Annotated in this window: 11 protein-coding genes; 6 read left to right on the top strand and 5 right to left on the bottom strand. The window is 52.1% G+C overall.

The genetic code is table 11. The annotated features are described in order from the left end of the window. Positions 1-695 precede the first annotated feature (695 nt). Complete coding sequence (locus MPRO_RS21530) at positions 696-1,037, bottom strand: VanZ family protein (protein ID WP_067298202.1); 342 nt, start codon at positions 1,035-1,037, stop codon at positions 696-698. A gap of 1,236 nt (positions 1,038-2,273) precedes the next feature. Between MPRO_RS21530 and MPRO_RS21525 the strand changes: the two genes are divergently transcribed. The 5 genes from MPRO_RS21525 to MPRO_RS21505 are packed head-to-tail and all read left to right on the top strand — an operon-like array spanning position 2,274 to position 7,697. After that, a complete protein-coding gene (locus MPRO_RS21525) occupies positions 2,274-3,473 on the top strand; it encodes an outer membrane beta-barrel protein (protein ID WP_067298200.1) in 1,200 nt (399 codons plus the stop codon). A 28-nt stretch (positions 3,474-3,501) separates the two neighbouring features. Beyond that, complete coding sequence (locus tag MPRO_RS21520) at positions 3,502-4,059, top strand: polysaccharide biosynthesis/export family protein (RefSeq protein ID WP_067298197.1); 558 nt, start codon at positions 3,502-3,504, stop codon at positions 4,057-4,059. 54 nt (positions 4,060-4,113) lie between these two features. Then, entirely contained in the window at positions 4,114-6,291 is a 2,178-nt protein-coding gene (locus tag MPRO_RS21515) for a GumC family protein (RefSeq protein ID WP_245635176.1), read from the top strand. Further along, entirely contained in the window at positions 6,288-7,010 is a 723-nt protein-coding gene (locus tag MPRO_RS21510; RefSeq protein WP_067298193.1) for a tyrosine-protein phosphatase, read from the top strand. Before MPRO_RS21515 ends, MPRO_RS21510 begins: the two co-directional genes overlap by 4 nt. Positions 7,011-7,019: 9 nt before the next feature. Continuing rightward, positions 7,020-7,697, top strand: a complete 678-nt coding sequence (locus MPRO_RS21505; protein ID WP_067298191.1) for a hypothetical protein — start codon at positions 7,020-7,022, stop codon at positions 7,695-7,697. A gap of 696 nt (positions 7,698-8,393) precedes the next feature. Here MPRO_RS21505 and MPRO_RS21500 read toward each other — a convergent pair. Both MPRO_RS21500 and MPRO_RS21495 read right to left on the bottom strand, forming a co-directional pair. After that, positions 8,394-9,731 carry an O-antigen ligase family protein gene (locus tag MPRO_RS21500; RefSeq protein ID WP_067298189.1) on the bottom strand — a complete coding sequence of 446 codons (1,338 nt, stop codon included), beginning with the start codon at positions 9,729-9,731 and terminating at the stop codon, positions 8,394-8,396. An 89-nt stretch (positions 9,732-9,820) separates the two neighbouring features. After that, a complete protein-coding gene (locus MPRO_RS21495; protein WP_067298187.1) occupies positions 9,821-10,285 on the bottom strand; it encodes a hypothetical protein in 465 nt (154 codons plus the stop codon). Between the two features lie 555 nt (positions 10,286-10,840). Between MPRO_RS21495 and MPRO_RS21490 the strand changes: the two genes are divergently transcribed. After that, a complete protein-coding gene (locus MPRO_RS21490; RefSeq protein ID WP_067298186.1) occupies positions 10,841-12,283 on the top strand; it encodes an undecaprenyl-phosphate glucose phosphotransferase in 1,443 nt (480 codons plus the stop codon). Positions 12,284-12,634: 351 nt separating this feature from the next. On the opposite strand, the gene MPRO_RS21485 is transcribed toward MPRO_RS21490, so the two are convergent. Further along, positions 12,635-12,979: a four helix bundle protein gene (locus MPRO_RS21485; protein ID WP_067298185.1), complete on the bottom strand. Its 345-nt coding sequence runs from the start codon at positions 12,977-12,979 to the stop codon at positions 12,635-12,637. Positions 12,980-13,220: 241 nt separating this feature from the next. Further along, positions 13,221-14,264: a UDP-glucose 4-epimerase GalE gene (gene galE, locus MPRO_RS21480; protein ID WP_067298184.1), complete on the bottom strand. Its 1,044-nt coding sequence runs from the start codon at positions 14,262-14,264 to the stop codon at positions 13,221-13,223. Positions 14,265-14,418 lie beyond the last annotated feature (154 nt).

Here is a 14,418-nt window from a genome sequence, read left to right as displayed (position 1 = left end):
AAACGGAGCCGAATGGCTTGCTGTCTGAGAAGTTCTTGTTGCTCTGTGCTGAGCTTGCGTGCGTCGGTATTCATGCGCACATTATATCAGATATAAATTGCCACCGGGTTAATACCTTGCTCCCTACTTTTCCTCGCCCCTCGTCCCTCGCACCTCGACCCTGCTTTTCCTAGCCCCTAGCCTCTAGCCGCTGCTTTTACCTAGCGCCTGCAAAATCCGGGAATCTCCTCAGCAACCGCCAAAGCGCCACAGCTGCGCTGCGGATGTCGGAATTCGCGATGCTCATTACCAACCTACATAAGCCAAACCTTCCCTTCCCTTGGCTTGGCTTTACCTTGCTCCCTACTTTTCCTCGCCCCTCGTCCCTCGCACCTCGACCCTGCTTTTCCTAGCCCCTAGCCTCTAGCCGCTGCTTTTACCTAGCCCCTGCAACATCCGGGAATCTCCTCAGCAACCGCCAAAGCGCCACAGCTGCGCTGCGGATGTCGGAATTCGCGATGCTCATTACCAACCTACATAAGCCAAACCTTTCCCTTGGCTTGGCTTTCCTTTGGCTTGGCTTGGCTTGGCTTTCCTTTGGCTTGACTTGGCTTTACCTTGCCCCCTGCTTTTCCTCGCCCCTCGCACCTCGTCCCTGCTCTTGATCCTGCTTTTACCTAGCCCCTCGCCCCTCGCATCTCGCCCCTGCTTTTCACCTAGCCCCTGCTTTTCAACCTGGCCCCTGCTTTCACAAGCCACCAGCAGAGTCCGGCCAGCAGTATCCCGGTGAGGTTTGCTAGCGCATCCTCGAGGCTGAAATGACGTACGGGTTGAACTATGTGCTGGGCCCACTCCATCATTGGCGCGAGCACTAGTAGCAACCCCCAGAACGGGATGCCCGGTAGTCGCGAGAGGGCAGCCCGGCCGGTGAGCGCCAGCGTGGCGAACGCCAGCAGATGCAACACCTTGTCGGATTCCCTGAACAGGTTTGGCGGAGGTGCCGGCCGGAACAGGCCGTATAAAACAGCCCCTGCGCAAAGCAGAAACAGCAGCAGCATCCAGCAGTCGGTTAAGCGGCTTCGTCGGGCCGAAGACGAATCAGGTACGGTCGCCATAGGGAGCCTTCAATTGCTAGCAGCCTGTCGGACTTGGCCGATCGTAGCGCGGGAAAGTCCGTTTTGAGGCAGTTTTTGAGCTCTTTTGAGGCGATAAATCGGCAGGATTGCCGATTTACACAGCCTTAGCTGCCCACAGGGCAAGCTACAGGGATGTAGCTTGTGAATAGTGGTTCTATTAAACACTTGAAACGAAGTGGAAAGAACCGCTTTAGCGAGGTCGCAGACCGAGGAGCCTGCGACGAGTAAAAAAGAGGACGACAAATGACCAAAATCGGTTTTTCCGCAGTAGATCAGTGGTAAGTCCGACAGGCTGCTAGTATTGACCATTATTATTCCAGTGCAGGCTCCGCCCGCTTGTTGAGTTTCCCAGCCACTCTGCCACCTTTTCCAGTCACTACTCAAACCATACCGGCGACTCGCGCCAGTACAATGGCAACAATTTCGGTATCAGCGCCGCAGTATGCCAGTGTATTGCAGCCAAGTCGTCAGCGGGCAGCCATGTTCGGGTTGATTATCAATAGCCAGAGCCCCGCCTGGGACTAAAACAGCCATCTTGCCGCCATGTTTTTCTGATAAATCATGGATCTGGCTTAGCCTGAAGTTGGTCATCGCCATTGCAGCGATAGGTTTTGCGCTAATCGGCAAAGCGAGGGCTTCTAGCAGGCACTCAGGTACCCTGCTGCAAACTTGTGGCACTTTGCTGAAGCAATGCTGGATCAGGAACTGCAGTCAAAGTATGATTACTGATCAGATTCAAGCGCGAGCCTGCTGTGTCGTTTCCATGCCGTTCTGCCTGCCGAGTAAGGCGGTGTACTGGCTTAACGAAGCGGATTGCGTCTGATGGCTGACAGGGCGATAGCCCTGGCTTGAAACCAGAAGCATCCAGCGCGACCTCCCGTGCGCTGTAGCTGAGATGACAGGTTAAGAGCTTAGTGTGCGAAAGTGCTAATGAACATCAGCTCTTACTGTCACGCAAGATATTAAAACAGTCAAAAAACTATAATAAAAATTTAAAAATAGTCAGACGAGCGCCATGTGCTCGGGGATCCGTGTTGTCGACGGTGCCAGAAAGATACAGGGCTAGCGCACCTTTATGATGCGCGGCTGACGGATGATCAAAGGCATAAACTTTTGCTGTTTACAGCTGGAAACGCAAGTTATCAAGGATGAATTGTCATGAAAAAAGTTAATATCACCAGGCAACACGCACCTGCACTGCTGTTCCCAATTTCCCTGATGCTGGCAGGCAATGCAATGGCACTGGAACCGGCTGCTATTGATGCAGGACCGATTCAGTTCATTCCGCAAATGAATGTTCAGGTGGGATACGATGACAATATATATTCCACAGAAAATGACAGCGTTGACTCAGTTATCAGTGTTCTGAACCCTTCAATTCAGGCCATTCTGGAAAAAGGTCTGAATGTCTACAGCCTGAACTATGCCCTAAAACAGGGCATTTATGGGCATGGCTCGGCGGATAATTATACTGATCACGACCTGAGCGCACAGGCGCTGCTTGATTTCAATATCCGCAATCGCATGGAGTTGCTGGTACGCCGCCTTGATACGCACGAAAATCGTGGTTCTGGATTGAACCAGGGTAGCGCAGCTACCGCGAACGATGCCCCGATCGAATACCATGTTGATACAGTATCTGCGAAGTACGCATACGGCGCTGAAACTGCGAAAGGGATTATCGAAGTTGCTGCCGATCTGAATGATCGCAAGTATGATAATTTTCGCAGCCAGACAGCGGTAAAAGACCGCCAGGTCGCCAATAGCAGCGCGACCTTTTACTATCGAGTGATGCCCAAAACCTCGCTTTTGTTCGAAGTAAGCAAGAAAGATATCGACTACGACCGCTCATCCGTGACGCTGGATAGCCAGGAATCCAAGTACCTGGTGGGTGCAACCTGGGACGCTACAGCCAAAACCTCAGGCAAGTTGAAATTCGGCTATGCCGAGAAGAATTTTGATAGCGCCAGCCGCGAAGATGACGAAGGCATCAGCTGGGAACTGTCCATGCTCTGGTCCCCTAAAACTTATTCTGTCGTCGATATAGCCACATCCAAAGTCGCGGAAGAAACCGACGGCACAGGCAACTACATAGATTCGACTTCACTGGATCTGCAGTGGACCCATAGCTGGTCCGATGTGTGGCGCACCCGGGCGTCTTTCGGTGCCTCCACCAAAGATTATGTATCTTCAGATCGAGAGGATGATCTTCGCAGCTATGGTGCCGGTATCGATTACGATATGCGTCGCTGGTTGAGCTTGGGGCTGGATTACGCTTACACAGAGCAGGATTCCAACCAGCTGGATCTTGATTATGAGAAAAATACGGTTTATCTGACTGCTCAGATTTCGCTCTAACCAAAACAGTTAAATAAGGCCGGCTAGCATGTTCAAACACTTCCTCCAAAAACTTATTTTGCTCACGCTTTGCGCCCTGCCCCTGCTCGGTACAGCGCAGAGCAATGCCGAAACAGTGAACGGGCTTTCGAACTACTCGCTGGGGGCCGGTGACCTGCTGAGCATTCAGGTTTTTGGAGAAGATGAGCTAAGTGTTGAGCTGCGCCTGAGTGATGCGGGCACTATATCCTATCCTTTCCTTGGAGAGCTCAGGATTAGAGGCCTGAATACCGGCGAGCTCGGGCTGTTAATTCGTGAAAAACTGCTAGACGGTTATCTGGTCAACCCTAACGTAAATGTAACGGTTATCGAATATAGACAGTTTTTTATCTACGGCCAGGTTAAAAAACCGGGCGGCTATCCTTTTCAGCCTGGGTTAACGCTGCAGAAGGCCGTTGCCCTGGCCGAGGGCTTCACTGAAAGGGCCTCTTCGTCAAAGCTCTTCGTATTGCGGGATGGAGTCACAGGCAGTAATCCGGAGAAGGTAGAACTGCAATCCGCCATATTCCCTGGTGACACCATTACTGTTGAAGAAAGCTTCTTTTAAACTTTCAAGCTAAAACGGATTTTTTGTATGACGAGTGGAAGCCCTGATCTCTCAATGCAACACCTGGTAGATGATGAAATCGACCTGCGTCAGTTATGGCGCACGCTGATGAGAAATAAATGGGGTATTTTTGGCTTTGCCTTTGTGGTCACTGTGCTTACCACATTAGTGGTTTTCTCCATGCGTCCGGTTTACCAGGCAACCGCAACGCTGATGTTTGAAGGCAAAAAAGCAAATGTGGTCTCCATTGAACAGGTGTACGGGCTGGACAGCAGCGGTAGCGAGTACTTGCTGACGCAGCTTGAAATCCTGAAATCCCGTAATATCGCAGAGAAGGTTGTCACGAAACTGGCACTGCAGGAGCACCCTGAGTTTAATCAGGAACCGGCTTTCTCTTTTAACTGGCGCGATATGCTGCCATTTAGCCTGCCCGGCAACAACACACCTAAAGAGCTGTCAGAGCAGGACAAATTGAATCGCTTTGTCGAGGAATTTCAGTCGCGGCTGAAAATAAATCCTGTTGGCAAAACCCTGCTGGTACAAATTTCCTTCCAGGCAAATTCCCCGCAGCTCGCCGCCGATGTGGCAAATGCCATGGGGCAAACCTACATAGAGAGCAACCTGGACGCCAAGCTGGAAGTGACTGTGCAGGCCTCCACCTGGCTGAGCGAGCGCCTCGAAGGCATTCAGGCCGGGAAAAAGGCTGCCGAGCAGGAACTGCAGAATTTCCTGGATACAGAAAACCTGGTCGGCGATGAAGGCGGGGCCACCATAGCCAACAAGCAGCTGGACCTGGTTGCCAACAAGCTGATCGAAGCAAGAGGAGACCGGCTGGAGCTGGAAAACCTCTACAGGCAGATTCAGGGTGCAAAGGGCTCAATCGCCCAATACGAGCTGGTGCCTGGCGTGCTGCAGGACCCAACGGTACAGGACTACAAGCGCAAACTGCTGGAAATTGAGCTCAAGAGTTCTGAACTGGCCAAGCGTTATGGCCCCAAGCACCCGACACTGATTGGGGTTCAGTCCGAGCTGAATCGCGTGCGCAGCTCGCTGGACAAGCAGATTTTAAGCGTGATTAATGGCATTAAAAATGACTACCTTGGCGCCCGCGCCAGTGAGAATTCGCTGGAAGGCACCATGGCGAACAGCCGTGTCAGCATTCAGGATATACAGCGCAAGGAATTTAGAAGGAAAGAACTGAAGCAGGAAGTCGATGCAAAAACTGCAATCTACGACACCTTCCTGCAGCGTTTCAATGAAACCAATGCGACCGATGATTTGAATACGGGCAACGCCCGCGTCGTCGACCCTGCGGTTGTGCCAGGCGACCCTGTCAAACCCAACAAAAAGCTTATAATTTTATTGGCGTTTATGCTCAGTGCCATGGCGGGTGTCGGATTTTCTCTCCTGCTTGCGGCTTTGAACAACACAGTGCAAACAGCGGAAGATGTGGAAAACAAGCTGGCGTCGAGCATATTGGGGATTCTGCCCCTGCTGAAGATCACCAAGAAAAATCCGCATCCCTCCTACCATGAGTTTCTCGACGACGTTCAGTCCTCTTTCGCCGAGTCGGTCAGAACCATTCGTACCGGTGTGGTGCTGTCCGGGCTGGATAATCCGCATAAAATCATCGCGGTCACCTCCACTGTGCCGGGAGAAGGCAAAACCTCTGTTGCCCTGAATATGGCCTTTGGCCTGGCCCAGATGGAAAAAGTGCTATTGATTGGTGCGGATATGCGCCGCCCCTCATTGGCCAAAGCCCTTGGGCTTGATGCCAGCGCACCTGGGCTCTCCAATTTGGTCGCCGGTACCTCCAGTCTGGAAGACTGCATTCAGCATCATGCATCTTCAAATATCGATGTGATTACGGCGGGCCTTATCCCACCCAATCCACTTGAGCTCTTGTCGTCAAACCGCTTCGCCACAGTACTTGAAACACTGGGAGCCAAGTACGATCGCATTCTGATCGATACGGCGCCCACACAGGCGGTCAGCGATGCGCTGGTGCTGGCCCCTAAAGTGGGTGCAATGATTTATGTCGTTAAAGCGGACTCAACCAGTTACCTGCAGGCCAAAGCCGGCCTGAAGCGCCTTAGGGAGATTAACGCACCGCTGATTGGCGTTGTGCTAAATCAGGTGAATACCCGCAAGGTGTCCAAGTATTATGGCGGCGACTACGGTGGCTACTATGATAACTACGGTTATACGGCTGCGAGCCAAAACGCAGCATGATTGATCTGCATTGCCATCTGTTGCCAGGTATTGATGATGGCGCTTCCTCGATAGAGGATGCGCTTTCCCTGGCGCGTATGGCGGTAGCGGATGGCATTACCCATGCCGTACTGACGCCCCATCTTCACCCAGGGCGTTATGACAATACGCCCGAGATCATTCAGGCTGCCGTCGAGGCATTCAGAGCAGCATTGATTGATGCCCAGATTCCGCTGGAGGTTAAGGCTGCTGCCGAAGTGCGCCTGTCCGCTGAGCTGCTGATGCTAATTGGCAAGGGCCAGGTGCCTTTTCTGGGTCGCTGGGATGGGAAAGACGTTCTTTTGCTAGAACTGCCTCACAGCCATATCCCCCCCGGTACTGAAAAGCTGATTAAGTGGCTGCAGGATCGCAATATCCTGCCGATGATCGCTCACCCTGAACGCAACAAAGCCATAATGGCAGACATCGGCAAATTATCCTGTTTTGTCGATATGGGCTGCCTGTTTCAGCTGACCGCGATGTCGATCACCGGCGGCTTTGGCGCCAAAGCCCAGGCGGCATCACAGGAAATGCTGCACAAAGGCTGGGCTACAGTGATTGCATCCGATGCACATAATACGGATCACCGCCCCCCGCTTTTATCCAGAGCTTTCAAAGCAGCTGCAGAGTTAGTGGGCGAGGCAGACGCAAGACAGCTGGTTTTGGACAGACCTGCCAAGATTGCCGGTTTTGCGTTGTGAGTCGAGCTGATGGCTAAACGGATTTTTCTATTTCGCGTTATACCCCTGCTACTGATTGCATGCTGCCTTCTCGGCATCTATCTCAGTGTGCGCTGGGCCCTGGGCGATATGTATGCCTACAAAGTTCGATATGCGATATCTGAGTGGGAGAGAGAGCCTTCGCAACCCGCACAAGCACCGCTGGATTCATCCCTGGATGATATTAATACCGCATTGTTTTTCGAGCCCCGCAATCCGGAATACATAGAGCTTAAAGCTCGCCTTATTTTGTACAGCGCGCTGAATAAAGACAGCTCGTCTGATGGGCTTGCAGAAATAGCCAAGGCAAAACAAGCACATCTGGCAGCCATCGAGCTTAGACCCCAATGGCCATACAGCTGGGCAAACCTGGTACTAATGAAGGCCTACCTGGGTGAATGGGATGGCGAACATGAGCGCGCACTGCGCAATGCCGTCAATTATGGCCCCTGGGAAACGTCAGTACACCAAACCCTCACCTATGCCGCTTTGCTTTCCTGGAATTCCCTAACCCAGGAACAGAAACACATACATGCCGAAAACATGGATCGCGGCCTTGCCTACAATTATAAAAGCATCAGCGGACTCATTATTAACTCTAACAATACGAATGCCATTTGCGCCTATCTAAGCAAAGGTCCCCAGCAGGAAAAGCTCTGCAATTCATAACGAGCTCAATGACTTATTACCGATCTGAGCATTTTTTAATATGCGCAGATTGCAGGTTCGAATGAACCACCGACTGATGGGTTTCACTTCACTGCACCAGATCCCACTTGAAAGAAAGGCGCCGGTTATATGTAGGTTGGGTGCAGGCCCGAAGGGCCGTAACCCAACAAAACTCAACAATGAACCACCGACTGATGGGTTTCACTTCACTGCACCAGACCCCACTTGGAAGATACGCGCCGGTTATATGCAGGTTGGGTGCAGGCCCGAAGGGTCGCAACCCAACAAAACTCAACAATGAAACCACCGACTGATGGGTTTCGCTTCGCTCCACCGCATCCCACTTGAAAGAAAGGCGCCGGTTATATGCAGGTTGGGCGCAGGCCCGAAGGGTCGCAACCCAACAAAACCTAACAATGAACCACCCATCGATGGGTTTCGCTGCGCTGCACCGCATCCTACTTGAAAGAAAGGCGCCGGTTATATGTAGGTTGGGTGCAGGCCCGAAGGGTCGCAACCCAACAAAACTCAACAATGAAACCACCGACTGATGGGTTTCGCTGCGCTCCACCGCATCCTACTTAAAAGCAACGCGCCGGCTCTATGCAGGCTGGGTGCAGTATGTAGGTTGGGTGCAGGCCCGAAGGGGCGTAACCCAACAAAACCCAACAATGAACCTGGCTACAAAATATTTAATCAGTAACTCGAAGAGCTACCAGCCGCTGTGCGAGATTTCATAAACACAGATATCCATGCGAATGCCATTATCACCATAAAGGTAAGCGCATTGGCGGGCATTTGCAGGTTAAAATCCACCGTTGCATGAATCAGCATCGCCAGTATCGACATTGAGGCACCAAAGGCGATTCCCTTCAATAACTTGTTACGTCTCTTGTACTGCGCATAAAGGCCGGCACCCAAACTGGATAATACCGCCAACCCCAGGGCTATAGTCCCCGGCAGGCCCAATTCTGTACTGAATTCCAGATAATCATTATGGGCATTCACGTAAAAGCCACGCCCGCTTGTTTCGGTTCTGTATTCCGGGTAGGCAGTGTAGTAGGTGCCGGCACCTGTGCCTGCAATCGGCTGCGACCTTATTATCTCAAGCGTATTGGTTGCAACTTCATCCCTGGACTCGCCATCCAGACTGGTATTTTGCAAGCGATCCGCTACCTTTTCGATACCAAAGAAAGTGCCGACCACGAAGATGTCCAGAATCAGCAGGCTGGAAAGCAGAATCAGCATACTGCGTGTGGTATTCCGGGTAAGAACAAGTGCAATTATTCCCATTACCATAAGGCTGACAAAAAAGGATGTATTGCCCATGCGGGAGCGGGTCATCACTAAGCCGGTAACAATTATCAACAAGGCGATACGCAAGATAATTTTTTTACTGAGCAAAGCCGTCAACCAGCGCCGCCCTCTCTCCCGCCAGTGCCCAGAGCGCTGCGCATTGAGCGTCGAAAACATCAGCCCAATACCAATAGATACGCACATCACCAGGTAAGCCGCCTGGCTATTTCGGTTAACAAAGGTTCCGGTTGATACCCCAAAATAGGTTTCTTTAGGAACCAGAAAGCTATATTCAATCCCGGAGAGAGTCATCAGGCTGCCATATACCGCCTGGAAAAAAGCGGAACCCACAAGAACATAGCCCGTAAGCAATAAACGCTTTTTCGATTTCACCAACTGTAGCGTCAGGCAGAAGTACGCAAGTAGTGCCCAGCCAAGCACGCTATCGTGCAGGCTGTCGGTAGGGGATATGGATAAATTTAAGTGCGGAACAGCCTGCAGCGTGCTCCATAAAACGGCACTACCGATAAGACCGGCAACAGGCCAGGATTTTCTCAGCACCGTTGAGATCTGTTGCTTGCCCGTTATGAACTGCAAGAGCAGCAAGGCGCTGAGCAGCAGAACCAGAAAGCACAGTAATGAAAGCGACCAGAGGCGGTTGCTGGCCAGCGGCAGCGGAGCCCAAATCAGAATTCCGATATAAAAAATGAAGAGCCCGCGGTCTGAGGGGGTATGCATACGTCAACGACTTGAAAAAATTAGGAAAAGTGGAAACCTGAGCTAAATAAAAAAGCGCTCTTTCGAGCGCTTTTTTTCGATAGAAGAGATCAGCTTGGGCTGGGGTTGCCACCGCCGCCGCCGCCGCCGTTACTTCCAAAGGGCGGGGGCGAAACAGGACGACCCGTTTGGCCGGGTGCAATACCCAGACCCTGGCCCTGTCCTTGCGGATTACCGGCGGCAGTTGCTGCAGTCACTGCAGAGGGGTCGGCGCCGCCAAGAATGGCTGCGATTTCCATCGCCGCACGATCGCCACCGGCAGCTTCGGCAGCTGCAACCACAGCGGCTGGATCCATGCCTGCTTCTATTGCAGCGGTAACTACAGCCTCAAGCAGAGCGGTATCGACGGCGGCAACCTGCTGCATGATCTGCTCAATGGTCAGCCCTGCGGTTTGAGCATTGGCAACAATCCCGCTTGCCGGCAGCTGGGCACCTATGTCACTGGCTATATCCGCAAAACTGACGGATACCGGCAGCAACAAGCCAAATATTACTGAAATGATTCTGCGTTGCATCTGAACACTCCCTGTTTTGAGCTGTTCTGCTTAACTAACTCGAATATCCACTATTTCGAAATCGATATTAACACCGGCATTTATAACATAAAAGCAAGCAGAATACAGTTTTTATTGTGCGGTCGCACAATATTAATACAGCAGGCTACTACTTACAGTTATTACACCTCGTGCACTACGTCTTTCGTAGTAACCTGGGGCCAATGAGAACACCAATCATTGCTTTTGGAAGGCCCTGCATACCGGCACCCTGATGACTATTTTTTATGGTTGAAAATTCTGCTGCCGGAACCACAAATATCCAGACAAGCTATTTGTTCCGCCGGCAAATAGTCTGGTAAAATGCTTAAAACCGCTGGCTTCGGCTGCGGGCTTGGTGATATGAAAGGTGCGCACATATTTGGTTCACCTCACGCCCTATACAAGTGCATTGTAATTCGCGTGTAACAATTTCCACCAATGGTACCTACCGATAGAGACTAGACGTAGGAATTATGCAAACGGGTATTATATTTGGATATTGATAGCCGTTAGCACTGGAATAAGGATCTGAATATGGATATTTCTGCCCCCAGGCTGGGGAACCCTGTTTCTATACGTCGTAGCAAGCGGCTGCTCAAAAATCATGATTCCGTGGTCGCTTTACTGCAAATGATGGGCGATATTTTTATCGCCATTCTGTCACTTCAAGCCTTTACAGTATTGAAAATAGGCGACTTTACCTCTGCCTACCGCGTTTTGGCGGTCGTAACGGTGTTCTGCATCTGGGTTATCTACTCCTATCGTGGCGTTTACCGGCAGTCATCGGGTTATCTGGGGGGCTGCTTGCGCATAACCAGTGCCTGGCTGGCGGTTATATTTTTGCTGGCATTTATCGGCTTTGTTACCAAAACATCTTCGGTATTTTCACGTGAGGTACTGCTCAACTGGGTTGTATCGGTGTTGGTATTGCAGAACGCCTCCTTCTGTTTGATCAGTTATCTTTGCAAACGCTACAGGCAGAATTTTGGCCATTCCATTCCGGTCACCGTCGTCGGCACGGGCGTGATGGCTGAGTATTTAATTGATAACCTTAACAAGAACAGATGGCTGCCCGATAATGTTGTGGGCTGCGTCAGGAGCCTGGACGAAGATCAACGCAAATCCGTCAGCGGCGTAAAGGTTCTGGGGGGTGTGGAAAATATCCGCGACCTGATCAAGCAACACGATATACGCCGCGTTTACATTGCCTTGCCAATGAAAGCGTCTGAGCAGATCGAGGGGCTGAATTTTGATCTGCTGGATCTTAATGTCGATATTATATGGGCACCCGATATTTTTGCTGTAAACCTGCTCAACCATTCTGTGCGCGAAGTCGCGGGCGTGCCTTTAATCTCGATCAACGAAAGCCCACTCACCTCATCGAAAGTGGCCATGTTTGTTAAAAACCTGTTGGATCGCTCCCTGGCAGCGGTGGGCTTGCTGACGCTTTCACCGGTATTGCTATGGATCGCTTACAAGGTAAAGCAGTCGTCACCGGGGCCTGTATTTTTCAAACAGGATCGCCATGGCTGGGATGGCAAGGTCATCAAGGTTTGGAAGTTCAGAAGCATGAAACTGCATGCTGATACTGATGGCACCGTCACCCAGGCCACAAAAGAAGACCCAAGGGTCACCAAGATAGGCGCTTTCATCCGCCGCACCTCCCTGGATGAACTGCCGCAGCTGGTCAACGTACTCCAGGGCACCATGTCACTCGTAGGGCCCCGCCCCCACGCGGTGGCGCACAATAACTACTATTCCAATAAAATTAATGCCTACCTGGCACGCCACCGAATTAAACCCGGCATTACCGGCCTGGCCCAGATAAGCGGCTTTCGCGGCGAAACCGATACCATCGACAAGATGGAAAAGCGCGTCGAATATGACCTGGCCTATATCAACAACTGGTCAATCGGACTGGACATAAAAATCCTGATCAAAACACCCATCACGCTTTTTTCTAAAGATATTTATTGAAAATAGGGGCTAGGGGCTAGGGGCTAGGTGCGAGGTGCGAGGTTGTCAGTATGAGCGCAGCGAATAACGAATAGCTATTGGTAATTGACTAAAATTTCGGGCCATTCCTAGCACCGGCCTGGGGGAGCCTTCGTCATCGTCCTTTAGCTTGGCTTTTCCTCGCCCCTCGATCCTCGCCCCTGCTTTTATCTGCTTTGCTCCCTCGAACCTGCTTTACCCCGCTCTTGATCCTGCTTTACCTCGAGCCTCGCGCCTCGAACCTCGCCCCTGCTTTTACCCCGCTCTTGATCCTGCTTTACCTCGAACCTCGAACCTCGAACCTCGCCCCTCGAACCTGCTTTTACCTGCTCTTCACCTGCTTTTACGGGTATTAATAAGCCCGCCGAGCATTCTGCTAATGGCTTCGGTTTCATCTATCCAGAGTTTTCCCTGATCCCTGTCTATATAACCAATTTCCATACCGATATAGATCTGAGTTTTCAGCTCTCCTGCAGAGCCCTTGGCGTAGGAAAGGAACTGAACACATTCCTTATTGGAAAGTCGCTCAAATCCCTCGGCAATGTTCGACGGAACCGAAAGCCCAGACCGGGTGATCTGATCCTTGAACCCCCAGTCCTTCAAGGCAGCAAGCCCTCGATACAACTCAGCGGACAACCGTGCCGACCGCTTCCAGACCTCAAGATCTTCGAACTTCATCCCTGAACCTCCTACAAACCCAGCCGCTTGCCCGTTTTATTTGCTGTCACTTGGCTTTCTTGCCCTGCTCTTTTACCTGCTCTTGACCCTGCTTTTGCCTCGAACCTCGAACCTCGCCCCTGCTTTTACCCCGCTCTTGATCCTGCTTTACCTCGAACCTCGCACCTCGCACCTCGAACCTCGAACCTGCTTTAATCCTGCTTTCCCTCGAACCTCGCCCCTCGCCCCTCGAACCTGCTCTTCAATACCCCCCCGGATTCATGGACTGCCAGCGCCAGGTATCGGCCATCATCTGGTCGAGGTCGAGCTCTGCCTTCCAGCCCAGATCTGTGGCGGCCTTGCTGGCATCGGACCAGCATTCGGCGATATCGCCGGGGCGGCGGGCAACTATTTCGTAGGGAACCTTGCGGTCGCTGGCCTTTTCCATCGCCCGCACCATATCGAGCACCGAATAGCCCAGGCCTGTGCCCAGATTCCAGATACCCACACCGCTGTTGTCCTGCATCCAGTTCAGCGCACAGAGGTGGCCTTTGGCCAAATCCACCACATGGATATAGTCACGCACCCCGGTGCCATCCGCCGTTGGGTAATCCCCGCCGAATACCGACAGCTGCTTGCGCGTGCCTATGGCCACCTGGCTGATATAGGGCACCAGGTTATTCGGAATGCCCTGGGGATCTTCGCCAATCAGGCCACTGGCATGGGCGCCCGCAGGGTTGAAATAGCGCAGCAAGGCAACAGACCAGCGCTCATCCGAACGGGACAGATCCTGCAGCAGTTCCTCGACCATCAGTTTGGAGCGGCCATAGGGATTGGTGGGCACACCCGTGGGGAAGTCTTCGCTGATCGGCATTTCCAGCGGCTCGCCATAAACAGTGGCCGACGAGCTAAACACCAGATTGAAGACCCCCGCCGCCTGCATGGCCTGGCAGAGCGTGACGGAACCCGCGACATTGTTTTCGTAATACTTCAGCGGCTGCGCCACGCTTTCACCCACCGCCTTGAGCCCGGCAAAGTGAATCACACCATCAAACGCATTAGCCGCAAAGACCTTATCCAGCGCCCCGCGGTCACGGATATCCGCTTCCACCGCCTGCAGCACACCGGCCTTGGCCGTTTTTTCTGCAAGCGCAGTATCCGCCACTATCTGCCCCACCCGCTCCAGCGCAATCGCCGAGCTGTTGCAGTAATTATCCAGCACCACCACATCGTGACCAGCACTCAGCAGCTCCACCACAGTGTGCGAGCCAATGTACCCGGCACCGCCGGTGACCAAAATCTTCATCTTAAAATCCTGTCGTTTTTAAAAATTGAGGCTGTTGCTTTATCTTACCCTTTGAACCTGCCCCTGCTCTAACCTGCTCTTGTTATTCCCTAGGAGGCTGTCCGACAATACTCAACCTACTGCGAGCCACCTAAATTTGGCTGTTTTTTGTGCT

The sequence above is a fragment of the Marinobacterium profundum genome, assembly GCF_001528745.1.
Taxonomy (GTDB): Bacteria; Pseudomonadota; Gammaproteobacteria; order Pseudomonadales; family Balneatricaceae; genus Marinobacterium_A; species Marinobacterium_A profundum.
The sequence above is the reverse complement of the archived record's forward strand: the minus strand, read 5'-3'. Positions and strand labels throughout refer to the sequence as shown.